Here is a 24,167-nt window from a genome sequence, read left to right on the forward strand (position 1 = left end):
TTGGAAGATAAGAAAATCATAGGGATCGATCTTGGAGGGACTTCAGTTAAATTTGCCGTAGTGTCTACGGAAGGATCACTTCTGAATCAGTGGTCCATTCCTACAGATATCTCAGACCATGGCAGTCACATCACCCCTTCGATCATTGGGTCAGTACTGTCATTCATGAATGATCATGGTTATACTTCAAAGGATTTTATCGGTATCGGTATGGGGTCCCCAGGAACAGTGGATCGTCACGCAGGAACAGTTATCGGGGCCTACAATCTGAACTGGGATCAGTTACAGCCAGTCAGAGAACAGATCGAGAACGCTACAGGTATTCCGTTTTTCATTGATAACGACGCCAATGTCGCAGCTCTTGGCGAGCAGTGGATCGGAGCAGGCCATAATGAACCAAACGTCGTCTTTGTCACTCTAGGAACTGGAGTAGGTGGAGGCGTAATCATGAACAACCAGCTTCTTCATGGAGCTAAAGGGGCAGCCGGTGAAATAGGACATATGACTGTTGACCGCAAAGGATACGCCTGCACGTGCGGGAAGCTTGGCTGTCTTGAAACAGTAGCCAGTGCGACCGGTGTGGTCAGAGTGGCCAGAGACAGAGCAGATACCTATCCTGATGCGTCACCATTGAAGGATCAGATCAAAGCTGGTGACTTAGTAGATACTAAACGCATTATGGATGCCGCCAAGGAAGGCGATGCATTCGCAGTTTCTGTAGTAGATGAAATCAGCGATTACTTAGGATTAGCATGCGGAAACATTGCAAATCTATTGAATCCTTCAACCATTGTTATCGGAGGCGGTGTATCTAAGGCAGGCGAATTTCTTGCAGATAAGATCAGAGAACGTTTCAAGCTTTATGCATTCCCGACTATTCGAGAAGACACTCATATCAGAATTGCAGAATTAGGAAACGATGCAGGTGTCATAGGAGCGAGCTCGCTGGTCTTAAATGAATCTGTATATAAGCATATAAGTGAATAATGTTCACGTAATGTGGTAAAATGGTTGTAACATAAACCACACAATGAGGTGAGCAGCATGTCAGACAAAAAGGTATATTTAATAACCTTGAGGGTCTTTTTAACATGCTGTTCACTCTTTTTATTTGCCTGCGGGTCTTCTACAGATGGAAGTGTCAACAGCAGCAGCGAAACAGAAGAAATTGCTCATCCCATGGACCTTGACCCGGAACAGTTTCAGAAGAACATAGGCTGGCTGGATGACGAAACGCTTCTTATCCACAAAGGCTCCAATGCAAGCCACCAGTTCATGTCCTATAATATCTTTACTGGAGAGTTTGAAGAGATATATGAAGAACATGCATATATTCTAAGTGTAGAAATAAGTCACACAAGAGACCAGATCCTATTTCAGGAAGTGTCCGACGAAGCCATTTCTCTGAATGTCATGGATCTTTCCGGTAATATTCTTCATTCGACTCCGCTCCATTACAGCGGCTATGTGACTCTTGACTGGAATACTGTTGATCCGGATCTAGTCTTCATTTCACACTATGATTATGACAGTGAAGAAGAAATGGAAACCATACTGGTTCAAGTGTGGAATACAGAAGAAGAGACGCTTACTCCAAAACCGATCGCTTCACTATATCCTAGATGGTACTCCTCCAATGTCTATGTCTATGTGGATGAACTGGAAGATAGGGATCTTTATATTGGAGACCTCAGAGAGGAAAATGGAGACATGGTAATCAGCAGAGATGCCCGTGACTTTTTCCTGCATCAGGATACCTTCATAGGTATCGTTCCTTCCGACATTAACAACCATCAAGTCTATCTTTTTCATGAATACCCCTTTCTCGTCGGGGACACTGTGATTGAAGTGCCCAAAGTATCTATGAATGATTACCCCGTCAAACCACACTTAACGCAGTCAAATCGAAATGGAAAGATTCTGGCTGTTCTACCTGATGAACCAGTAATTCTAGAAGAAGAATTAGGCACGTACACGCTCTCTCAGCTGGATTTTGAAAACGAAACTGTTGAGGAGATCATTCCGTTACCGTATGATGCACCGATTTGTCTTTCACCAGATGAGAATTACGTGTTGTACGGCTGGCGGTACGAGTACCTTATCGAACTGGACACAGGGGATATGCATTCACTGGTGGACATTTCTTCCTGAAAATACAGACTGGAATTTTGCTTGATATTACGGTAAAATAGAAGGTGATAAGCGTACAGAGAGGGAGTTATTTTTGGATAATTGGACAATCGTAACAATCATTTTATGGATCGGAATCATTGCCTGGGGGATCTGGGAACTAGTTCAGTATTTCAGAAGAAAGAATGCAGCGACGGCGTTGGAAAATGATGAATTCAAGCAGGACATGCGTAAAGCCCAGATTGTTGACGTTCGTGGTAAAGACGACTTTGATGCTGGCCATATTCTTGGCGCGCGCAACATTCCGTATATGCAGATGAAGCAGCGTGCTGGTGAACTGCGTAAGGATCAGCCGATCTATCTTTATGATGATAAAAAGACAATGAGTTACCGAGCTGCTCTGCTGCTTAAGAAAAATGGGTACGATAACCTATATGTTCTGAAAGACGGCTACGAGAAATGGGACGGTAAAATTAAACGCAAAAAGCCGATTCACTGATCCAGCAGTAGATTGGACTTGCACTCACTTGTTCAAAGTGATACATTTTAATATGACAAAAAAAGGAAATCACTTAGGGGTTTCCTTTTTTTTAATAGCAGAATTACAGATGACAGCGTGTCATAAAACAAAGGAGCAGACAGTGGATATTAGACGAACAAAATGGGGGAGAAAAGCTGTCTTTCTCATTACAAAACAGCTGGACAGGCGCGATAATAATGAAGTACCTTACTGGATGGTGTATACAGCACTGTTTGCCGGATCTCTGATGGTCATAATGAATCAGACGGCAATAAAGACTGCTCTTCCGACTATGATAAATGATTTGAATGTGTCTCCTTCGATTGGTCAATGGACCGTTTCCGGTTACACGCTTGTCAAAGGAATAATGGTGCCGATCACAGCGTTCGCCATGAACAAGTTCAGATCGAGGAACCTTTTCGTATTAATGATGATCGTCTTCGGTGCTGGGTCATTTATAGCCGGACTTGGCATCAACTTTGCCGTTGTGCTCTTTGGCGCGATCCTGCAGGGAGTCGGTGCAGGAATGGTCATTCCTCTTATGCAGACAATCATTCTTACTGTATCACCGCCTGAAAAACGGGGGAGCGCCTTGGGACTGATGGGAGTAGTTTTAGGACTGGGTCCCACACTAGGTCCAGCTTTAGGTGGATGGATTGTTGATACCTTGTCATGGCACTTTATCTTTTACGGTCTCTTTATTGGCTCGGCAGTAGTCATCCCTATAGCTATCCTGACTCTGACAGATGTTCTGCCTATGAGTGACCCGAGGATAGACTGGGTATCAATTAGACATTCTCTGATCGGATTCGGAGTCCTTCTCTTTGGACTGTCGATCATGGGTTCACAAGGATTCGATTCGATCGTAGCCTGGGTGTCGGTGGTTATCGGAAGTCTCTTTATTTATCTGTTTATCAGACGCAATCTTCACAGCCCCGAACCGATGCTGAATGTTTCCTTGTTTAAAAACAGGACCTTTAGCCTTGCAGTGATTATTACTATGCTGGGACTCATGGTTATTACAGGTATATCAAACGTCATGCCGATGTACATCCAGACTGTTCTTGGACGTTCGGCTACTCTGTCAGGCCTTATTCTTCTTCCTGGAGGAATGTTCAAAGCTTTTATCTCGCCAGTAACCGGACGAATTTACGACAGGTACGGGGTAGCTAAGGTTGCGCCTCTAGGGGGACTGGCCTTATTTGCTGGAACAGCTCTTTTAGTATTTGTCGGACAAGATACATCGATCTGGTATATTGTGGCTGTATATTTGCTGCTGTCCATAGGCTTTGGCGTTTTCAATATTCCGGTTACAACGGCTGGGATGAACGCTCTGCCCGATGATCAGATGGGGCACGGGACTTCTGCCCGGCAGACAGTGAGACAGATCGGCTCGAGTTTTGCCATTACACTCGTCTTTGCTTCAATGTCCATCGTCTCAGCCTTTGCAAACACACCAACTCTCGAAGCAGCTGAAGCAGGAGGAGCTAAGCCCGACTTGACAATTGAAGGAATTAGGGGCGGATTTGGTATGGTTACCGTACTGGCTCTGGCAGCCTTTATTCTTACATTCTTCCTGAGAGAAAAAACAGTCAGACAAAAATAAAAAAGAACGTCGACACATGTGACTATCCGGAAGAGATAACCAATAAGTGTTGACGTTCTTTGTTTTATTTCTGAAGTGAATTGATAATAATAGCAGCAGTTTCTTCAATTGACTTGGTGGCCACATTGATGACCTGGCAATTAAGCTTCTTATATAATTCTTCAGCATATTTAATTTCTTTTCGAATACGATTTTTATCTGAATACGGCGTGTCTGGCTGCATGCCATATGAAATCATGCGTTCTCTTCGGATATTGGACAGCATCTCTTCATCATTAGTCAGGCCGACGATTTTATTTGAATCGACCTGCCATATTTCTTCAGGTAAAGTAGACTCAGGAAGTAAGGGTAAGTTGGCCACTTTATAATTCTGATTTGCCAGAAAAATGCTGAGCGGAGTTTTTGATGTTCTAGAAATACCCAAAATGACAATATCAGCCTCAAGAAAACCTTTGGGATCTTTCCCGTCATCATACTTGACTGCAAATTCCAGTGCACCGATCCGGTCAAAATATTTGTCATCAAGTTTATGCTTGGCGCCTGGCTTATGCGTTGGCAGAGTATTAGACCGCAAAGTCAATTCATTGATCAGAGGATTGATCACGTCGAAACAGGTCAGATCATTTTCAAGACAAAAGTCTTCTATACTATCGACCAGTTCGGGGTTAACCAAGGTATGCAGAACGATACCATCAATTTCTTTTGCACTTTCCAGGATAGTTTTCAGCTGATCTTCCTGTCTGATAAAAGGGAAGTTCTTCAGATCGAATGCTACTTCAGGAAACTGGGCTCTTGCCGCATAATATATATTGCTTGCTGTACCTCCTACAGAATCGGATAAAACAAAAACTGTTGCAGCGGGTCTTCCATTCATAATAATCAGTCCTTCCGAGAAGTTTATATATTCAGTATAAAGCATTCGATCATAAAATTGTACCAAAAATGTTCCTTGAAAAATTAGACATTTCCGATATACTGAAAGATAGAAATTAGAAAAGGAAGCGATTCTGTTGACAGCTTTTGAACAAGCCGTTAGAACACTGAAACGGAATGGTTACAAGACGACAGGGAAAAGACAGCGAATACTGGAAATTCTATATAACAGAAAAAAGTATATGTCTGCTAAAGAAGTCCAGGATCACTTGAAAGAAATGTTCCCGGGCATAAGTCCTGACACTATTTACCGCAATCTTCACACATTTGTAGAACTGTCCGTTGTTGAAGAGACAGAACTGAACGGGGAAAAACTATTTCGTTCCAGCTGTGATGTACACGGACATCACCATCATTTTATCTGTACCGAATGCGGGCAGACGCGTGAACTTGAGATGTGCCCGATGGATATGTTCCAGGGGCAGCTACCAGGTTGTGAAGTCACATCTCATCGATTTGAATTGTTTGGAAAATGTGCAGACTGCAGTCTCGCCGTCTGATCATCAGAGTATAGTGAGTGAGAGTGTTTACTTTTTGTCCATATTTAATTTTGGGCATGGTGTTGACGCTCTCTCTTTATTTGTATATAATGATTAATGAATTGTTATTATGTGCAAGTGCATAATCAACAGTTACATCATTTATTGATAGGGAAGACCAATTGTGACTAATATGATTTTACAAAGCAATAGGAACGCCCTGAACGTACGAGGGGAGGGGAACAACGTTGACTAAAACAGATATCAAAAAAGGTGAAAGTCTTGATGATGCTCTTCGTCGTTTCAAACGTTCCGTATCTAAAACGGGTACATTGAAAGAAGCCCGTAAACGTGAGTACTATGAAAAGCCTAGTGTTAAACGTAAAAAGAAATCTGAGGAAGCACGCAAGCGTAAATTCTAATAGAGCACCTATACTATTAAAGTTTATATCTCATATAGAAGGTGATTAGATGGCTCGTCTTGATGAATTGAATCAAGAGATGAAAATCGCGATGAAAGCAAAAGATAAAGAAAAGTTATCTACTATTCGTATGTTGAAATCTGCCTTACAGACCGAACAGATCAATAAGGGAGAAGAACTGACAGAAGAAGACGAATTGACCGTTCTTTCTCGTGAGAAAAAACAGCGTGTCGAATCTTTAAATGAGTTCAAAGCGGCCGGTCGTGATGACCTGGTTCTTAAACTCGAAAGAGAAATTGAAATCGTCGATGACTATTTGCCGGCTCAGTTAAGCGAAGAAGAAGTTCGTGAAATCGTGCAGGACACGGTGAAACAGACTGGCGCATCCTCAATGAAGGATATGGGAAAAGTCATGGGTGCTTTGATGCCTAAAGTAAAAGGTAAAGCTGACGGCAATCTGGTCAGCTCCATCGTCAAAGAAGAACTGAATAAACAATAGAAAGTACCGCAGCTGTGGGGACATCTCGTCTCCAGTCATCTGCGGTCTTTTTCTAGCTGAAATATATACACATAGTTGTGGTCACACCTTATCTTGATGATATAAGTGTACTTATGTGATTTTATCAGTGAAATTTTTTGCGCAAAATCAATAGCTCTTCAACTCCAGCTGGACTCCTGTCCGAGCTCCGGTGCAATCGCCATAGCCCCTTAACTCAAATGGAAATCCTGTCCGAGTTCCAGTGCAATCGCGATAGCGCCTTAACTCAAATGATAATCCTAGCTGAGTTCCGGTGCAATCGCCAGAGCGCCTTAACTCAAATGGAAATCCTGTTCGAGTTCCGGTGCAATCGCCATAGCGCCTTAACTCAAATGGAAATTCTGTCCGAGTTACAGTGCAATCCAAGTAGTGGCTCAGCACATAACTTCCAAAAAAACAGACCAACCATGTCATCAAAATCCCCCTCATATTGAAACACTTTTCACCAACTTTATAGAGATTTTAATGTTTTTATGCTATGATTTAATGGAATACCGTTAATAAGAAGGAGATGTCACCTGGTTGACTGAATCAATCGAAAAAAGACGTATAGAACTTGAAGATTCTGAGAGATTATTTACACTTTTTGGTCCTCAGAATAGTCATTTGAATTTGATAGAAGAAGAACTGGACGTATCGATCAATAGTCGAGGCACTCAAATGGACGTTCAAGGCACCCCTGAAGCAATCAGTCAGGTAGAAGCGCTGTTTGAACAGCTGCTGACTCTTGATGACAAAGGGATCAAAGTAAAAAAAGCAGATATTATTTCAGCTATCAGGATGGCTAAACAGGGAAAACTTTCTCAGTTTGTCAGAATGTACGAAGAAGAGATCACTAGAGATAAAGATGGTAAAGCGATTCGAGTGAAAAACGTCGGCCAGCGCGATTATGTCGAGTCGATCAAGAAGAACGATATCGTCTTCGGCATTGGTCCGGCCGGAACAGGAAAAACGTTCATTGCTGTTGCAATGGCAGTGGCCGCCATGAGAAAAGGGGATGTGAAACGTATTGTCATTACCCGCCCGGCGGTTGAAGCTGGAGAGAATCTTGGATTTCTACCTGGAGATCTTAAGGAAAAAGTCGATCCGTATCTGAGACCACTGTATGATGCCTTGTATACCGTCTTTGGCACCGAACATACGAATCGTCTGATCGAAAGAGAAACGATCGAGGTCGCACCTCTGGCATACATGAGAGGCCGTACGCTGGATGATGCCTTCATTATTCTTGATGAGGCTCAGAATACGACTGTGCAGCAGATGAAAATGTTCCTGACTCGTCTGGGGTTCAATTCCAAGATGGTCATCAATGGAGACATCACCCAAGTCGATCTGCCGAGACGGACGACAAGCGGTCTGATCCATGCTGAACGTGTACTGACTGGAGTTAAAGGAATTGGTCATATCAAATTTGAAGCTGAAGATGTTATCAGACATCCACTGGTCGCAAAAGTGATCAGAGCTTACGACAATGAAACGGATAGGGAAGATTATGGAAACGATAATTTACGATGAAACAGATAAAATCACTGAAGATATGGCAGACTGGATCGAGGATCTGCTGAACGTTGCTGCAAAGAAATTATCTGTAGAGAATAATGCAGAAGTGTCGATTACAGTGGTATCTAATGAAAAGATCAGAGAGATCAACAGAGAATATCGGGATAAAGATAAAGTGACTGATGTCATCAGTTTTGCAATTGAAGATGATGAAGATGATGAAGATGATCTACTGAAAGAGTTCGATATGGAAGGCATCACCATTCCTAGAGATCTGGGAGATATATTCATATCATATGACAAAGCGGTAGAACAGGCTGAAGAATACGGTCATTCTGTAGAAAGAGAGCTTGGTTTCCTGATGGTCCATGGTTTTCTTCACCTTAACGGGTACGATCATATGACAGACGAAGATGAAAAGAGAATGTTTGCACTACAAGAGGAGATATTGAAAGAATATGGTCTTAAAAGATAAGGAAGAACAAATCCCACAGAAAAATAGGACCTATCGTGATTCGTTCAAGTTTGCTTTCATGGGTATCCGGACAGCCTTTCACGAGGAACGAAACATGCGTGTGCATGCTCTGACCGGTGTAGCCGTGCTGATGATTGGTCTTGTGCTGCCCATGACCAGAGCTGAATGGCTTTGGCTTATTCTAGTGTCTTACCTTGTTTTTGTAATGGAACTTATCAATACAGTAGTTGAAAATGTTGTAGACCTGGTTACAGAAGAGTACCATCCTATAGCAAAAAAAGTTAAGGACATGGCAGCAGCCGTCGTACTGTTGACTGCCTCCTTTGCAGCACTGGTCGGTGCAATCATACTGCTGCCAAAAATCTTACAAATACTGATGTGAAGAGGCGAATAAAATGGATGAACAAAGAAGACAGACTTTAATTAAAGAAGCAACGGATATGCTCGATAAAGCATATGTCCCATATTCAAAATTTCCGGTAGGGGCCGCATTATCTACTAATGACGGACAAATTTTTACCGGCTGTAATATTGAAAATGCGTCTTACCCTCTTACGAACTGTGCGGAGCGTACGGCCATTTTTAAAGCAGTATCTGAGGGACAGAGGTCATTTGACTACTTAGTCGTGACAGGTAACACTGAAGGACCTATCTCACCATGCGGCGCATGTAGGCAGGTGCTCGTTGAATTCTGTGAGCCGGATATGCCGGTTCTACTGACGAATAAAAAAGGAAAAGTGAAGGAGACAACAGTGTCGGAACTGCTGCCCGGAGCTTTTCAATCGGGGGATATGGTGTGACTAATACAAACGAAGAACAGTTCAAATCTGGTTTTGTCTCTCTAGTGGGACGACCAAATGTAGGAAAATCAACGCTCTTGAATCGGATGGTCGGACAGAAAATTGCCATTATGAGTGACAAAGCTCAGACTACACGAAACAAGGTGCAGGGCATCCTGACAACAAAATCTTATCAGATCGTATTTATTGACACGCCGGGTATTCACAAGCCGAAGCACCGTCTGGGTGACTTTATGGTAAAAACTGCAATGAGTACCTTCAATGAAGTGGACGTGGTCATGTTTTTAGTGAATGTAACCGAAAAAAGAGGACCGGGAGACGACTTTATCATCGACAAGCTGAAAACTGTCGAAAGCCCAGTATTTCTTGTGCTGAATAAAATCGATCAGATCCATCCGGATGAACTGCTGCCGATCATTGAAGACTATAACAGTCAGATGACTTTTGCGGAAATCGTGCCCATATCAGCTACTGAAGGAAACAATGTTGATCGCCTGCTGGAGACAGTAAGAAGCTATTTACCTGAAGGGCCACAGTTCTATCCTGAAGACCAGGTCAGTGATCACCCGGAATACTTTATTGTATCCGAACTGATTCGTGAAAAAGTTCTCGAAAGAACAAGAGAAGAAATTCCCCATTCGATTGCTGTTGTCGTTGACAGTATGCAGCGTGAAGATAATGAAAAAGTTGTCGTGAACGCTACGATCATTGTAGAAAGAAAATCCCAGAAAGGGATCATCATCGGCAAGCAGGGGAAAATGCTTAAAGATATTGGAATGAATGCCCGAAAAGACATCGAACGTCTGTTGGGGGATAAGATTTATCTTGATCTGTGGGTCAAAGTTCAGAATGACTGGCGTGACAAGCAGCAGCATCTGAACGATTACGGCTATAATAGAGACCAGTACTAATTAAGTTGATTAAGAAGGTGACCGAGTGTCTCAGTTAGAAGAAGTTGAAGGCCTGGTCCTGTCTGTTAGGAAGCACAGAGAACGGGATTACCTGGTCAAGCTGTTTACTGACCGATACGGAAAGCTCATGTTTTTTGTACGAGGGACAAAGAATCCTAACTTTAAACTGCGGTCTGCCATTCAGCCTTTTGCAAGAGCAAGTTTTATTGCAGATATCAGAAGCGAAGGGCTGAGCTTTATTCGGGATGCAAAAAATGTGCAGTCTTACACCTCTGTTCAGACAGATATTTTCAAGACGGCTTATGCGACCTATATCGCTCAACTCGCAGATGCAGCGCTTGAAGACCGTAAGGCAGACCCTCTTTTGTTTGAACAGCTTCTGACTGGAATGGATAGGTTCGAAGAGGATTTTGATCCTGAGATCATTATGAATATTTTCGAGATCCGTTTTTTCAGGTATTTCGGGGTCATGCCTGAGTTTAGAGGATGTGTCTTCTGTGGATTGACGGATGGGCCGTTTGACTACTCAAGCAGACACCATGGGCTGCTGTGTCCAAAGCATTTTCATGAAGATGAACGGCGGCTGCATGCATCTCCCAAGGCGATCCATTTCATCCGTCTATTTTCTGTTGTATCGTTTGACAAGATTAATACTATATCTTTAAAGCAAGAGACTAAAACTGAGATTCAGAGAGTGATCGACATTCTCTATGACGAACTGGTCGGATTGAATCTTAAAAGCAAACGATTTATCAAAAAAATGCATCAGTGGGAGAATCTGCTTAAACGTGAGGAAGATTAAATGAATGGATCGGACGGACAGCTATTGTTATTCTGGCCTGGGTCGGGATTCTTTATCTGCTGGTCCAGATTAGACGTATTACTTTACCCCATCGACTGGCCAATCTGCTTGCGGAACATAAACTGAAAGTTAATATAGCAAGAGAGAATTAGCATGCATTATCGAACAAGATTTGGTTTGACAATTTTAAAAGTTATTGTAAGATAGAGTAATAAGTGAAGCACATTGATAGAAGGAGTAACGAGTCTAGTCTTTATTAGCGACCATGGGACGGTGTAAGCCATGGAAGACGGTCTGGTGAAGGGCATCTGGAGTGCGATGATATAAAGTGCTGACTCGTTTTTTCGGGTCAGAAATAGGGTGGAACCGCGAGAAGACTCGTCCCTATACTGATGGCTGTCTGTCAGTATAGAGCCGAGTTTTTTTATATGCATCATTAAAAAGGAGAGTCATATTATGGAAAAAGCAAGAACCTTTCAGGATATTATCCTGACCCTGCAGCAGTTCTGGTCAGATGAGGGCTGTATGCTCATGCAGGCATACGATACTGAAAAAGGAGCAGGAACGATGAGTCCTTATACCTTTCTCAGAGCAATTGGGCCAGAGCCTTGGAATGCGGCTTATGTTGAACCTTCACGTCGCCCGGCGGATGGCCGTTATGGTGAGAATCCAAACCGTCTGTATCAGCATCATCAGTTTCAGGTGGTCATGAAGCCTTCGCCTGAAAACATTCAGGAGCTGTATCTGGACAGTCTCAGAGCCCTAGGGATCGATCCACTGAAACATGACATCCGTTTCGTTGAAGACAACTGGGAAAACCCGTCTCTAGGCTGTGCCGGTCTTGGTTGGGAAGTCTGGCTGGATGGCATGGAAGTGACACAGTTTACCTACTTCCAACAAGTCGGCGGCCTTGAAGTCGATGCAGTCACAAGTGAGTTGACATACGGGCTTGAACGACTGGCCTCATATATTCAGGATGTTGAAAATGTCTATGATATTGACTGGGCACCTGGAGTGAAATACGGGGAAATCTTCAAGCAACCGGAATACGAGCATTCTGCCTATTCCTTCGATCACAGTGATACGGCCTTTCTCTTCTCTCAGTTCCAAGCTTTCGAGAAGGAAGCACTGAAGCAAATTGAAAATAACTTGGCTCATCCGGCTTATGATTATGTATTAAAATGCAGTCACGCATTTAACTTGCTGGATGCCAGAGGGGCTGTCTCTGCAACTGACCGCCCGGATTATTTAAAAAGAATCCGCCATATGGCTAGACTCATTGCGAAGTCTTTCTTGCAGGAACGGGCAAAACTGTCATTCCCTCTAATTGGAGAAGCAGAGGCAGGAAAATGGATCGAAAAATATGGCGAAAAGGAGGACAAGTAAATGACTCATTCATTATTACTTGAAATCGGACTGGAAGATATGCCGGCGAAAGTCATTGTTCCGGCTGCCGAACAGCTTAAAGACAAAGTCAGTGTGCATTTTAAAGACCATGACATGTCATTTGATTCTATACAAGTATTCAATACACCTAGACGTCTGGCAGTTAAAATTGAAGGTCTGGCTGAAGGACAGAAAGATAAGACAGAATCTGTTAAAGGTCCGGCTAAACGCATCGCTCTGGATGACGAAGGCAACTGGACTAAAGCCGCGATTGGTTTCACTCGTGGCCAGCAGGCATCCATTGATGACATTACTTTTAAGACGATCAAAGGTGAAGAGTACGTCTTCGTAGAAAAACATATAAAAGGCTTATCTGCAGAAGAAGTCATACAGAAACTCGAAGGAGTGCTCCCGTCACTGTCGTTCCCAGTATCCATGAAGTGGGGCACGCACAGTTACCGTTACATCCGTCCAGTCCACTGGCTGACAGTTCTATTAGATGAAAAAGTTGTCGATATGACCTTGTTTGATGTCCCTTCAGGTAGAGAGACTAGAGGTCACCGCTTCCTGGGACAGGCTGTTACCTTGGACCATGCGAATGACTATCAGGCCCGCTTGAAGGAAGAGCATGTGCTTGTCGACCGTAATGAGCGTCAGGCCCTGATCATCAGTCAGATTCAGGCTTTATGTACCGACAACAACTGGAAAGATCCTCTGGATAATAAAGAACTGCTTGAAGAAGTAACAGACCTTGTTGAATATCCAACAGCGTTTTACGGCTCTTTCAGTGACGAGTATCTTGTTGTACCTGAAAAAGTTCTTGAAACGGCAATGGCTGATCATCAGCGTTATTTCCCAGTCAGACTGGATGACGATCAGGCCAAATTTCTCCCTTATTTCATCGCGGTTAGAAATGGGAATGCTGAATATATCGAGAAGGTCAGAAAAGGAAATGAAAAAGTGCTGAGTGCACGACTGGCAGATGCTGCTTTCTTTTACGATGAAGACAGAAAGCTGTCTATTGATGACTTTGTCAATAAACTGTCGACTGTATCTTTCCATGAAAAGCTCGGATCACTGTACGACAAGCAAGAACGTCTGACAGCTATTGCTCATCTGCTGGCTCCTTACTTCGACATGACTGACGAACAGATCGGTCTAATAGAACGTACCGGTATGATGGCCAAGTTTGACCTCGTCACGCAGACGGTCAACGAATTCACTTCTCTTCAGGGAGACATTGCAGGTATATTTGCTGCTGAAAGAGGGGAAGACAGGCAAATTGCTGATGCGCTTTCCGAGCAGTATCTGCCTAAGAGTACAGACGGGAGACTGCCTGAAACGAAACTTGGCGCGCTCATTTCCGCAGCTGATAAACTGGACTCTCTGCTGTCATTCTTTTCTGTCGATATGATTCCGTCCGGTTCTAATGACCCGTTTGCTTTAAGAAGACAGGCCATGGGAATTGTGAGAATCTTCAAGGCGTTCAATGTGTCTGTTCAGCTGGATAAGCTGATCAATGCAATTGCAGAAACGGTTATCTCTGTAGAAACTAAGGCTTCTTACATGCAGAATACACCTGTCGTGATCGACTTCATCAAAGACCGCGTGGACCAGTTGCTGTCAGGTGAAGAAGGACTGAGCGAGGATTATGATGTCCGTCAAGCGGTACTGGAATCTAATCAGACAGATATCCTTGCTCTCATTGATCATGCTGGCGTACTGACTTATCAGAAAAAACAGCCTGGATTTAAAGCAGTGGTCGAATCTTTGACACGGGTATCCAACCTGGCTGAAAAAGCTGATGATGAATGTTCCATATCAACTGACCTCTTTGAAACACAGAGTGAGAAGAACTTATACGAAGCATTGCTGAAGGCTGAAGAGCTTATGTCAGAAGATTTAAATGCGGACCAGCAGTGGCAGGTTTTTGCTGAACTCCATCCAGTGATCGATGACTTCTTTGATCATACGATGGTGATGGCAGAAGATACATCTGTTCGAAACAATCGCCTGGCTCTGTTGAAAAGAATCGATGATCTTTCAAGTGGCTTTGCCCGTTTTGACAGACTGGTTATTAAATAATATATGTTTCACAGAAGGCAGTAAGTGATGACGCTGCCTTCTTTCTGTTTATCAGTTTCAACAAAGAAGGAGACGAACTTATGCTTAAACGATTTTTTTCTTACTACGCACCTTACAAAGCGCTGTTTACACTGGACTTTTCTGCAGCCATCATCGTAGCTATGCTTGAGCTGGCTTTTCCCATTATGGTCCAGCAAGTCGTAGATTCCATTCTGCCAACCGGAAACTGGTCTTTGATCATCATCGTTTCCATTGGCCTGCTTGGTGTCTATGCGATCAATACAATTCTGCATTATGTGGTGACCTATTATGGACATAAGCTGGGTACGAATATTGAAACGGACATGCGTAGAGATCTTTATAACCACCTTCAGAAGCAGTCATTTTCTTATTTCGATAACCGTGAAACAGGTAAGCTGATCACACGTCTGACATCGGACTTGTTTGAAATAGCGGAAGTTGCCCATCATGGACCGGAAGACATTTTTATTACTCTCTTCACATTGACCGGGGCTTTTATACTGATGATGACTGTCCATGTGCCTCTTGCAGTGATGACGTTCGTTTTAGTACCCTTCATTGCGCTAGCCGTTGCTTACTTCAACAAGCGGATGACACAAGTCAATACACGCATCTATGATGATCTGGCTGGTTTTAGTGCCGGAATCGAAGAGTCGGTCGGCGGAATCCGGGTCGTACAGGCCTTTTCAAATGAAGGTTATGAACTAGGACGGTTCCAGGAGCTGAACCAGGCTTACCGAAAATCGAAATATTTATTCTATAAAATGATGGCAGTTAGCCACTCCTACAATTATTTTCTCATGCGTCTGATCAGTCTGTTTGCGCTTTTCTTCGGCGCTTACTTTACGATTCAAGGTGAAATCAGTTATGGCGATCTAGTGGCGTTTATTTTATTTGCTAATGTCTTTGTCAGACCAATTGAAAAGGTCAACACGATGATCGAAAGCTATCCGAAAGGCTTTGCTGGCTTCAAACGTCTGCTTGAGGAAATGGGGATCAGACCGGAAGTTCAAAATTCTCCAGATGCAGTGGAAGTGGAGTCTCTAAAAGGAGATATTGTCTATTCAGACGTCTCGTTCAGCTACGAAGAGAATCAGTCAATTCTGAATGATATCAATCTGACAATAAAAGCTGGGGAAACCATTGCATTTGTTGGTCCGAGTGGTGCAGGTAAAACCACTATCTGTAATCTACTTCCACGTTTTTATGACATTGACAGTGGAACGATAACTATCGACGGTTATTCGATAAAAGATATTACTTTGAATTCACTGAGAGAACAGATCGGCGTCGTTCAGCAGGATGTCTTCCTTTTCCCTGGAACAATCAAGGAGAACATTCTATATGGTAAACTGGATGCTACAGATGAAGAGGTGTATAATGCCGTCAGAATGGCGAATCTGGTTGATGTAGTGGAGCAGCTTCCTAGAGGTCTGGAGACAGTCATCGGAGAGAGGGGAGTTAAACTTTCTGGGGGACAGAAGCAGCGGCTTTCTATTGCCCGTATGTTTCTGAAGAACCCTCCGATTCTGATCCTGGACGAAGCAACGTCTGCACTGGATACCGAAACGGAACAGGCTATTCAGGAAGCTTTGGATTCCTTATCAAAAGGTCGAACGACTCTGATCATCGCCCACCGTTTGGCTACCATCAAGAATGCTGATAGAATAGTAGTAGTTACATCAAAAGGCATTGAAGAACAAGGAAGCCACGATGAGCTGATTGCTCAGGAAGGGGCATACAAAGCCTTATATGATGCACAATTTTCTTAAAAAGCCATGATTGGGAGTGAATGTTATGGAAGCCGATGAAAGAAGACGAGTAATCAGAGACTATCTGGAACAGTCAGAGGAAGCTGTCGTAGCCCGCACACTCGCCTCGAAATTTAATGTCAGTCGTCAGGTCATAGTTGGTGATATTGCTCTTCTTAGAGCTGCCGGTGCTGGAATCGTTTCTACCCCTAAAGGTTATATTATGCGCAGTCAGATCGATGAGGGGGTCAGTGAGGCAGTGGTATGTCAGCATTCTCCTGACGATACGAAAGAGGAACTCTATGCTATAGTCGATCTTGGCGGAGAAGTAATCGATGTGACTGTGGAACATCCGATATATGGCTTGCTGAAGGGGGATCTGAATATTTCCAGCAGACTCGAGGCAGATGAATTCATATCAAAAGTCCAGGACAATCCATCAGCACTGCTGAGCAATCTGACAGAAGGCCTCCATATACACACGATTAAAGCTAAAAACGAGGACCGATTACAAAAAATAAAGAAAGTTTTAGAAAGTAAAGGCTTTCTTTACCAGTAAGTGTATTGACAATATCTCTTGAATTGGTATACTTAACAGGTGTCATGACACCTGTATACATACTAATTTTAGGGGATGTTTATCATTAGAAAGACAAATACATTAAGAATGACCGTAACTGCCTTGCTGACCGCGATAGCTATTGCGATTCCGATAGTCATGCCTATTAAAGTTCTAATCGAACCGGCTTCCTTTACCTTAGCCAGTCACGTTCCGATTTTCTTTGCCATGTTCTTGTCACCAGCAATTGCAGCAGCCGTGTCATTAGGTTCGGCTGTAGGCTTTTTACTGGCAGGTTTTCCAATAGTTATTACGATGCGTGCCATGAGTCATGTTGTATTCGCATTGGTCGGAGCGCTGTATCTTCGCGGGAAAAGAGAAGAGCTTTTAAGTTCTCCGGTCAAAAGCGTGTTCTTCTCTTTCTGGATCGCTCTAGTACATGCTCTGGCTGAAGTCCTTGTTGTTTCCGTATTCTTCTTTGGTCTTGCGCCGGGCGGAACCTACCAGGACGGCTTTTTCTATGCAGTATTTATGCTTGTCGGTGTAGGTACCGTCATTCATAGTATGGTGGATTTCTTTATCACCCAAGTTGTATGGAAGAGTTTAGGCAAACGAATGAATCAGATTGCTGTAAAAGTCAGCTGATACAGATGATTGAATAACAGTTAATGATCGTTGGAGGATCTGTTTACAGATTTTATTCGACGATCATTTTTTGTCTCTAATGGAAATGGGTGCAGTCCACACACTGTAATCGTATGTAAACTGAATTATCAGGCCTAAGGATGTACTTTAATACCATATATGGACGTAACCTTCAATGCTGGAGATACTATCTTGTTTGTAACAATAGAAATTTTTATTTTGTATCTCTACTTGACGATTTAGAATTGGAAATGATTAGGTTTTCCTTTTACAACGTGCTTACATTTACAATTTCACTTTGTTTTGGTATACTTATGTTTGATTATTATAGGGGTAGTGTGTCTATCCATTAAAAGACTTTTTTGTCGAAGGGGGATGGCTAGTGAGCAGGATTCCAGAAGAAACCATTCAGTCGATCCGGGAGAAGACTGATATTGTTCAGATTATTTCCCAGTATCTGCAGTTAAGGAAGTCAGGTCAGAACTATTTTGCATCCTGTCCGTTCCACGATGACAAGACGCCTTCATTTTCTGTCAGTGAGAAGAAGCAGATCTATCATTGCTTCAGCTGTGGAAGAGGCGGGAATGTCTTCAGCTTCCTCCAGGAAATGGAAGGCTTGTCTTTTGTTGAAGCGGTAGGGAAAACTGCTGAGCTGGCTGATGTGCCGATCGATTTCACTCTGATTGACCGAGCAAGGGAGTCAGCGCCAGATCCGGATTCGATGCAGGCAAAGTTACTGGCTGTCTACGAAAAAGCGGAGTATTTTTATCATCACCTACTCGTTAATACGCAGACGGGTGAAGAAGCTTACCGTTACCTTCTTGATAGAGGAATGACTAAGGAGAGCATCGAGACCTTTAAAATCGGGTTTTCTCCTCCTAAAAGAGAAGCACTGAAACTATATCTCGATAATGAAGGATTGAACGATCCGGAGCTGTTGAAAAAATCCGGTCTGTTTTCTGACCGGGAGGATGATGTTTTTCTTGACCGCTTTTCCAACCGGATTCTGTTCCCAATAAATAATGCAAAAGGGCAGACGGTCGCATTTTCTGGTCGTGCCTTTATGGAGCAGTCCGGCAATTACCGGACTGCAAAATATATGAATAGCCCGGAAACAGATCTGTTCAATAAACGACGGGTACTGTTCAATTACGATAAAGCCCGTGCATCGATCCGCCGCGAAAATGAAGTCATTCTTTTTGAAGGGTTTATGGATGTCATATCAGCCTGGCAGGCGGGAGTCAAAAACGGGATCGCGTCGATGGGAACAAGTCTAACAGAAGAACAGATCTCCGTACTTGATAAAGTGACCGATCATGTGGTCATTGCTTATGATGGGGATGATGCCGGACTTGAAGCAACTAAGCGGGCGACAGATTTCATCAGCAAGGATACACATTTTACCATGGAGATAGCGACCTTTCCTGAGAAACTTGATCCGGATGATTATATTCAGACCAAAGGAATAGAAGCTTTTCAGGATTTTCTGAAACATGGCCGAGACACTCTGATGAGTTTCCTTATGGCTTACCACCGCAAAGGTCTCAATTTGAAAAATGAAAGTGAACGTCTGAAATATATTGAAATTGTGCTGAAAGAACTGGCTCGAGTGACCTCTGCAATTGAACGGGAACTCTATCTTAAACAGCTTCAAGACGAATTCGATCTGTCTCTAGAGACATTGAAGGAACAGATGCATACCTTTGTGATCGAACAGCAGAACGAGCGTCGGGCTGAAAAGCGTAAAGAAGCAAGAGCGGACACTTCACCGGAGCCGGTCCAGTCTATCGTATTTCACCGGAACCAACCGAAAGAAACAGCGCTGATCCGGGCCGAAAAAAATCTTCTCCATCGTCTGTTTACTCTGGATGAAACTTGGACGATACTGAATAGTCAGGATAAAGAGCTGTCATTTTCAGATCAGGATCATCAGGTGCTCTATCTGATGTATGATGAGTTTCACCATTCTCATGAAGACACGTCTCTGCAGTCGTTTCTTGACTTCCTTCCAGATGAACGTCTGAAAAGCAAGGCATCAGAAATTGCCTGGATATCTCTGAGTGAAGAAATAGCTCCTGGTGAAATTGAGGACTACTTGTCTGTGATCTGTGACAGGCAGCCGCTTGAAACCAGACTTCAGTCAAAAAAAGAAGAACTGAAACTGGCTGAAAGAAATGGAGATAAACAGAAGCAGCAAGCACTAAGTTTTGAAATCATAAATATAATTAAACAAATGAAAAGCAATTAACGATTAATCAGGAGGCATGTCAGTATATGGCAAAATCTAATAAAAAATCTACCCAACAGCCTGAAGAAAAGTATGAACTTGCGGTTGTCCAGTTTATCAAGGAAATCAAGAAGAAAAAGGAGCAGACAGTGTCTTACGTCGAATTGACGGACAAGCTTGCGGAACCTTTTGAACTTGAAAAAGAACAGATGGAAGATCTGATCCAGAAGTGTGAAGATGAAGGAATCGGCGTCGTCGATGAAGATGGGAACCCACTGGCTAAGCAGCTGAACAAAGAAGAAGATGCGGCTGAAGAAGCTAAAAAAGAAGAAATGATTGCCCCTCCTGGAGTTAAAATAAATGACCCTGTCCGCATGTACTTGAAAGAAATCGGGCGCGTAGACCTGCTTAGTGCCGAAGAAGAGATTGCATTGGCCAAACGTATCGAAGAAGGTGACACGATCGCCAAGCAAGAGCTGGCTGAGGCCAACTTGAGACTGGTTGTATCTATTGCTAAACGTTATGTTGGTAGAGGCATGAGTTTCCTTGACCTGATTCAGGAAGGGAACATGGGACTTATGAAGGCTGTAGAGAAGTTTGACTATGAAAAAGGATTCAAATTCTCTACGTACGCGACATGGTGGATTCGTCAGGCTATCACTCGTGCAATTGCCGACCAAGCTCGTACGATCCGTATTCCGGTTCATATGGTCGAAACCATCAATAAGCTAGTTCGTATCCAGCGTCAGCTGCTGCAGGACCTGGGAAGAGAACCGACACCTGAAGAAATCGGTGCTGAAATGGACTTGCCTACTGAAAAAGTACGCGACATTCTAAAAATTTCACAGGAGCCAGTCTCTCTGGAAACGCCGATCGGTGAGGAAGATGATTCACATCTGGGCGATTTCATTGAAGATAATGATGCAACCAGTCCGGCTGACAATGCAGCTTATGAACTCTTGAAGAGTGAGCTGGAAGATGTGCTCGACACACTGACTGACCGTGAAGAAAACGTGCTGCGTCTGCGTTTCGGTCTAGACGACGGACGTCAGCGTACTTTGGAAGATGTTGGTAAAGTCTTTGGCGTAACGAGAGAACGTATCCGTCAGATCGAAGCTAAAGCTTTGAGAAAACTGCGCCACCCGAGTCGTTCAAAACAGCTGAAAGACTTTTTGGAGTAGAAACGATGTGATGTGCTGGCAGAGAGAAGCGAAAAAGACTGTAAAGGTAAAGTTCTTGTCGCTTTTCTTTGCATTCCTGTCACATTTTTGTTATACTAATTTCTGGCTTGTTCAGTAATGACGTATGCTAGTTACTTAAAATATAATCCTGGAAGGTGAAAATCAGATGAAATTATCAGCAGTTAAACGTACAGAAACAGGAACATCCGCTTCAAGAAAAGCGAGAAACGAAGGTAAGATCCCTGCAGCAATCTACGGAAAAGAAGTTGAGACAATCTCAGTACTAATCAACCGTAAAGAATTCCAAAACACGATCCGCGAAGTAGGATACAACGGTGTATTCGATATCGATGTTGAAGGTGACACATACCAGGTATTCGTAAAAGATCAGGATAAAGCTGCTCTTAAACCAGAAGTATACCACGTTGATCTTCTAGCATTCACAAAAGGACAGAAAGTTACGATGTCTATTCCGGTTCACATTTCCGGCGTAGAAGAAATCAAAGAAGGTATCGTATCTCAGTCAATTTCTGAACTGGAAGTCAACATTGCTCCAGCAGAAGCTCCTTCAGAATACGTTGTAGACGTATCTGAACTGGAAATCGGCGATACAGTTCACGTATCTGACATTAAAGTTGGAGACGAAGCTGAACTGCTTACTGACGACAGCCTGACAATTGTATCTGTATCAGCTCCAGAAGCAGTTGAGGAAGAAACGACTGAAACAACTGAAGATATGCCTGAACCAGAAGTTATCGGTGAATCAAAAGACGAAGACTCAGAATAAGTATAGACTGAGTTAATAAGTTGTAAGTTGTTTAATCTGTGACAGTCCATTTCCACTCTTTAAGGGTGGGATGGGCTGTTTTTTGATGTCCTTTGTCTAGTGAAATTTTAATAAATCCTAAAGTGACATAAGGGCTATTATTGTTCAATTCATGCGATTATTCCTATGATAATATTAGATGGTTAATCTAAGCTAGAAATTTTATAGGAGAGATAGCATGGATAAAAATAATCAGACAGTAATCGGTACCTATGACAATCGGATGATGCGTTGAAAATCATCAGTCAGCTGCAGAACGAAGGGTATCAGAAACAGGATATCATTCTTTACTCAAATAATGCGACTGGCGTAGGAGACCATGATGCGAAAGAAGTGTATTGATTAAGAAACCGTAAATAAAGATCACCCTAATGCATGATCAACTACTTTTATGAGAACCCCCGGAAACCCACTATAAGTGATCCGGGGGTTTTCTCTGTATTAATTCCTGTTAAATTTATTCAAAACTTTTCAATCTTTGCTGAAAACTGGTAAAATAGACTGGAAGACTTTAAAGAGGTGACCTATGAATTCAGTTCAATTATCAAAACGGCTCAAGCAGGTAGCCGACTATGTAGAAAAAGGGGCAAGAGTGGCTGACATCGGGTCTGACCATGCCTATCTGCCGTGTTATCTGGCAGACCAGGGAAAAATCACTTTTGCTGTGGCAGGAGAGGTGGTCCAGGGGCCATTTAACAATGCAGTGAAGGAAGTTAGGCGGACGGGACTAGAAAAAATAGTTGAAGTCCGACTGGGCGACGGATTAATGGTTTTAAAACCCGAAGATCAAATCGATACGGTTACTATAGCTGGAATGGGTGGTGCACTGATCCGATCGATTCTTGAAAAAGGACAAGAAAATGATAGACTGACTGGTCAGGAAACATTGATCCTACAGCCGAATGTGTTTGAAGAAACAGTAAGAGAATACCTGATGGAACAGCAGTACCGCATTACAGATGAAACGATCCTTGAGGAAAATGACAAGATCTATGAAATCATCAAGGCCGTACCTTCTGACGTTCAAATGATTTATTCAAAAAAAGAGCTGCTGTTTGGTCCATATCTCAGTAAGGAACAATCTGATACGTTTCAGAAAAAGTGGACCCAGCAGATGCATACGGACGAGTTCATCGTTGGTCAGATGGAACGGTCAAGCCAGCCTAATGAAGAAAAGCTATCGGCACTCAAAGAAGAAATTAAACTGATTAAGGAGATGATCGAATGACAGACGTGACAGTGAACGATCTGACAACTGCACTTGACCAGCTCGCACCCCCTTCACTTGCTGAAGGATGGGATCCAGTCGGTTTATCCTTTGGTTCTAAAAACAAAGCGGTCAAGACTGTTCTGATAGCTCTCGATGTTGACAAGCAGACTATCCAGGAAGCAAAAGATAAGCAGGCGGATCTGATCATCACTCATCACCCTGCGATCTTCAAACCTTTAAAAAACTTGACTGATGAGGACTCCAGAACACGGGAGTTTCTTGACCTGGTCAGATCAGATATTGCAGTATACTCTGCCCATACCAATCTTGATGCGGCAGAAGGCGGGATGAATGACTGGCTGGCTGACAGTATAGGTATCAGTCAGGAGGAGCGACAGATTGTCTCAGTGAGTACCAAAGAAGGCTATAAGAAACTTGCCGTGTATGTCCCCGATTATGCTGCGGACATGGTTAGAAAGGCTCTGCATTCAGCAGGAGCTGGAGAAGTGGGCGACTATAAAGACGTGTCCTATACTCTGAAAGGGCATGGCCGTTTTACGCCTCAGGAAGGTGCAGATCCCGCTGAAGGTGAAATCGGCAAAGAAGAAGTGATCCATGAACAGCGCATCGAAATGCTATTGAAGAATTCTTCTGTCTATCCTGTCATTGAGGCACTGAGAGCTAATCATCCTTATGAAGAACCAGTCTTTGACCTATTTACCCTAGACAATCAGACCGATGCATTCGGATTCGGTCGGGCCGGTAAGCTGGAGAAACCTGAAACTACCGAGGAACTCGCTGCGAGGATTAAAACACTCTTTTCAGTAGATGGTGTGCGTTTCGGCTCAAACGATCGTGAACGTAAACATGAGAAAGTAGCTATATTCGGCGGATCCGGAGAAAAGTACTATAAAGAGGCTCTGTCCAGTGGAGCGACTCTCTTCATTACTGGTGACATTTCCTACCACGGAGCACAGGATATGCTGAGAGACGGGCTGGATTTCATTGATGCCGGTCATTATATGGAAGCAATCTGTGTGCCGAAGCTGGCCAGATATTTCGAGCAGCTGAAACTGACTAATAACTGGGACCTGACTATTTTACAGACAGCGACACAAACCGACGTCTTTACTTACTCTATTTAAAAGGATGGAATGACT

Annotated in this window: 24 protein-coding genes; 23 read left to right on the forward strand and 1 reads right to left on the reverse strand. The window is 43.2% G+C overall.

Annotation, left to right across the window (positions count from 1 at the left end):
* The 4 genes from BLR76_RS00080 to BLR76_RS00095 all read left to right on the forward strand — a co-directional run bounded on the left by BLR76_RS00080 (position 1) and on the right by BLR76_RS00095 (position 4,256).
* Positions 1-987 carry an ROK family glucokinase gene (locus BLR76_RS00080; RefSeq protein ID WP_091263948.1) on the forward strand — a complete coding sequence of 329 codons (987 nt, stop codon included), beginning with the start codon at positions 1-3 and terminating at the stop codon, positions 985-987.
* A 57-nt stretch (positions 988-1,044) separates the two neighbouring features.
* The gene (locus BLR76_RS00085; protein WP_091263951.1) at positions 1,045-2,151 is read left to right on the forward strand and encodes a YqgU-like beta propeller domain-containing protein; all 1,107 of its coding nucleotides are present in this window, start codon (positions 1,045-1,047) and stop codon (positions 2,149-2,151) included.
* A 73-nt stretch (positions 2,152-2,224) separates the two neighbouring features.
* Entirely contained in the window at positions 2,225-2,629 is a 405-nt protein-coding gene (locus BLR76_RS00090) for a rhodanese-like domain-containing protein (protein WP_091263954.1), read from the forward strand.
* A gap of 109 nt (positions 2,630-2,738) precedes the next feature.
* Positions 2,739-4,256, forward strand: coding sequence for an MDR family MFS transporter (locus BLR76_RS00095; RefSeq protein ID WP_176759556.1), 1,518 nt, complete (start codon positions 2,739-2,741; stop codon positions 4,254-4,256).
* A 64-nt stretch (positions 4,257-4,320) separates the two neighbouring features.
* Here the strand turns inward: BLR76_RS00095 and BLR76_RS00100 are convergent, their stop codons facing one another.
* Positions 4,321-5,130, reverse strand: a complete 810-nt coding sequence (locus BLR76_RS00100; protein WP_091264244.1) for a pyruvate, water dikinase regulatory protein — start codon at positions 5,128-5,130, stop codon at positions 4,321-4,323.
* Positions 5,131-5,266: 136 nt separating this feature from the next.
* Here BLR76_RS00100 and BLR76_RS00105 point away from each other — a divergent pair, with 136 nt between their 5' ends.
* The 19 genes from BLR76_RS00105 (at position 5,267) to BLR76_RS00195 (ending at position 24,152) form a co-directional block, all read left to right on the forward strand.
* Positions 5,267-5,689, forward strand: coding sequence for a Fur family transcriptional regulator (locus BLR76_RS00105; protein ID WP_091263958.1), 423 nt, complete (start codon positions 5,267-5,269; stop codon positions 5,687-5,689).
* 227 nt (positions 5,690-5,916) lie between these two features.
* A complete protein-coding gene (rpsU, locus tag BLR76_RS00110) occupies positions 5,917-6,090 on the forward strand; it encodes a 30S ribosomal protein S21 (protein WP_091263960.1) in 174 nt (57 codons plus the stop codon).
* A gap of 49 nt (positions 6,091-6,139) precedes the next feature.
* Positions 6,140-6,589, forward strand: coding sequence for a GatB/YqeY domain-containing protein (locus BLR76_RS00115; RefSeq protein WP_091263962.1), 450 nt, complete (start codon positions 6,140-6,142; stop codon positions 6,587-6,589).
* A 561-nt stretch (positions 6,590-7,150) separates the two neighbouring features.
* Positions 7,151-8,143, forward strand: a complete 993-nt coding sequence (locus BLR76_RS00120) for a PhoH family protein (RefSeq protein ID WP_091263965.1) — start codon at positions 7,151-7,153, stop codon at positions 8,141-8,143.
* The gene (gene ybeY / locus BLR76_RS00125; RefSeq protein ID WP_091263967.1) at positions 8,121-8,603 is read left to right on the forward strand and encodes an rRNA maturation RNase YbeY; all 483 of its coding nucleotides are present in this window, start codon (positions 8,121-8,123) and stop codon (positions 8,601-8,603) included. The genes BLR76_RS00120 and ybeY overlap by 23 nt, the downstream gene beginning before the upstream one ends.
* Positions 8,587-8,985 carry a diacylglycerol kinase family protein gene (locus tag BLR76_RS00130; RefSeq protein ID WP_091263969.1) on the forward strand — a complete coding sequence of 133 codons (399 nt, stop codon included), beginning with the start codon at positions 8,587-8,589 and terminating at the stop codon, positions 8,983-8,985. Before ybeY ends, BLR76_RS00130 begins: the two co-directional genes overlap by 17 nt.
* A 13-nt stretch (positions 8,986-8,998) precedes the next feature.
* Entirely contained in the window at positions 8,999-9,403 is a 405-nt protein-coding gene (locus tag BLR76_RS00135) for a cytidine deaminase (RefSeq protein WP_091263971.1), read from the forward strand.
* Positions 9,400-10,314 carry a GTPase Era gene (gene era / locus BLR76_RS00140; protein ID WP_091263974.1) on the forward strand — a complete coding sequence of 305 codons (915 nt, stop codon included), beginning with the start codon at positions 9,400-9,402 and terminating at the stop codon, positions 10,312-10,314. The genes BLR76_RS00135 and era overlap by 4 nt, the downstream gene beginning before the upstream one ends.
* 25 nt (positions 10,315-10,339) lie before the next feature.
* A complete protein-coding gene (gene recO / locus BLR76_RS00145; RefSeq protein WP_091263975.1) occupies positions 10,340-11,116 on the forward strand; it encodes a DNA repair protein RecO in 777 nt (258 codons plus the stop codon).
* A 456-nt stretch (positions 11,117-11,572) separates the two neighbouring features.
* Positions 11,573-12,502, forward strand: coding sequence for a glycine--tRNA ligase subunit alpha (gene glyQ, locus BLR76_RS00150; protein WP_091263977.1), 930 nt, complete (start codon positions 11,573-11,575; stop codon positions 12,500-12,502).
* A complete protein-coding gene (gene glyS / locus BLR76_RS00155; protein ID WP_091263980.1) occupies positions 12,503-14,587 on the forward strand; it encodes a glycine--tRNA ligase subunit beta in 2,085 nt (694 codons plus the stop codon).
* Between the two features lie 80 nt (positions 14,588-14,667).
* On the forward strand, positions 14,668-16,380 hold the full coding sequence (locus BLR76_RS00160; protein WP_091263982.1) for an ABC transporter ATP-binding protein: 1,713 nt from the start codon (positions 14,668-14,670) through the stop codon (positions 16,378-16,380).
* Positions 16,381-16,405: 25 nt separating this feature from the next.
* Complete coding sequence (locus BLR76_RS00165) at positions 16,406-16,918, forward strand: transcription repressor NadR (RefSeq protein ID WP_091263983.1); 513 nt, start codon at positions 16,406-16,408, stop codon at positions 16,916-16,918.
* 75 nt (positions 16,919-16,993) lie between these two features.
* Positions 16,994-17,563 carry a hypothetical protein gene (locus BLR76_RS00170; RefSeq protein ID WP_091263985.1) on the forward strand — a complete coding sequence of 190 codons (570 nt, stop codon included), beginning with the start codon at positions 16,994-16,996 and terminating at the stop codon, positions 17,561-17,563.
* A 382-nt stretch (positions 17,564-17,945) separates the two neighbouring features.
* Positions 17,946-19,811, forward strand: coding sequence for a DNA primase (gene dnaG, locus BLR76_RS00175; RefSeq protein WP_091263988.1), 1,866 nt, complete (start codon positions 17,946-17,948; stop codon positions 19,809-19,811).
* Positions 19,812-19,837: 26 nt separating this feature from the next.
* On the forward strand, positions 19,838-20,971 hold the full coding sequence (gene rpoD / locus BLR76_RS00180) for an RNA polymerase sigma factor RpoD (RefSeq protein WP_091263992.1): 1,134 nt from the start codon (positions 19,838-19,840) through the stop codon (positions 20,969-20,971).
* 166 nt (positions 20,972-21,137) lie between these two features.
* A complete protein-coding gene (locus BLR76_RS00185) occupies positions 21,138-21,758 on the forward strand; it encodes a 50S ribosomal protein L25 (protein WP_091263994.1) in 621 nt (206 codons plus the stop codon).
* Positions 21,759-22,323: 565 nt separating this feature from the next.
* Entirely contained in the window at positions 22,324-23,025 is a 702-nt protein-coding gene (locus tag BLR76_RS00190; protein WP_091263996.1) for a tRNA (adenine(22)-N(1))-methyltransferase, read from the forward strand.
* The gene (locus tag BLR76_RS00195) at positions 23,022-24,152 is read left to right on the forward strand and encodes a Nif3-like dinuclear metal center hexameric protein (protein WP_091263998.1); all 1,131 of its coding nucleotides are present in this window, start codon (positions 23,022-23,024) and stop codon (positions 24,150-24,152) included. Before BLR76_RS00190 ends, BLR76_RS00195 begins: the two co-directional genes overlap by 4 nt.
* Positions 24,153-24,167 lie beyond the last annotated feature (15 nt).

Origin of the sequence: Alkalibacterium thalassium, assembly GCF_900101165.1 — a bacterium.
GTDB lineage: Bacteria > Bacillota > Bacilli > Lactobacillales > Carnobacteriaceae_A > Alkalibacterium > Alkalibacterium indicireducens.

Coding starts and splice junctions, on each gene's coding strand:
- BLR76_RS00100 (WP_091264244.1), bottom strand. CDS start 5,130: ATGAATGGAAGACCCGCTGCAACAGTTTTTGTTTTATCCGATTCTGTA.
- BLR76_RS00185 (WP_091263994.1), top strand. CDS start 21,138: ATGAAATTATCAGCAGTTAAACGTACAGAAACAGGAACATCCGCTTCA.
- BLR76_RS00095 (WP_176759556.1), top strand. CDS start 2,739: ATGACAGCGTGTCATAAAACAAAGGAGCAGACAGTGGATATTAGACGA.
- glyQ (WP_091263977.1), top strand. CDS start 11,573: ATGGAAAAAGCAAGAACCTTTCAGGATATTATCCTGACCCTGCAGCAG.
- BLR76_RS00135 (WP_091263971.1), top strand. CDS start 8,999: ATGGATGAACAAAGAAGACAGACTTTAATTAAAGAAGCAACGGATATG.
- BLR76_RS00115 (WP_091263962.1), top strand. CDS start 6,140: ATGGCTCGTCTTGATGAATTGAATCAAGAGATGAAAATCGCGATGAAA.
- BLR76_RS00130 (WP_091263969.1), top strand. CDS start 8,587: ATGGTCTTAAAAGATAAGGAAGAACAAATCCCACAGAAAAATAGGACC.
- BLR76_RS00160 (WP_091263982.1), top strand. CDS start 14,668: ATGCTTAAACGATTTTTTTCTTACTACGCACCTTACAAAGCGCTGTTT.
- glyS (WP_091263980.1), top strand. CDS start 12,503: ATGACTCATTCATTATTACTTGAAATCGGACTGGAAGATATGCCGGCG.
- rpoD (WP_091263992.1), top strand. CDS start 19,838: ATGGCAAAATCTAATAAAAAATCTACCCAACAGCCTGAAGAAAAGTAT.
- BLR76_RS00190 (WP_091263996.1), top strand. CDS start 22,324: ATGAATTCAGTTCAATTATCAAAACGGCTCAAGCAGGTAGCCGACTAT.
- BLR76_RS00165 (WP_091263983.1), top strand. CDS start 16,406: ATGGAAGCCGATGAAAGAAGACGAGTAATCAGAGACTATCTGGAACAG.
- BLR76_RS00195 (WP_091263998.1), top strand. CDS start 23,022: ATGACAGACGTGACAGTGAACGATCTGACAACTGCACTTGACCAGCTC.
- BLR76_RS00170 (WP_091263985.1), top strand. CDS start 16,994: ATGTTTATCATTAGAAAGACAAATACATTAAGAATGACCGTAACTGCC.
- ybeY (WP_091263967.1), top strand. CDS start 8,121: ATGGAAACGATAATTTACGATGAAACAGATAAAATCACTGAAGATATG.
- BLR76_RS00085 (WP_091263951.1), top strand. CDS start 1,045: ATGTCAGACAAAAAGGTATATTTAATAACCTTGAGGGTCTTTTTAACA.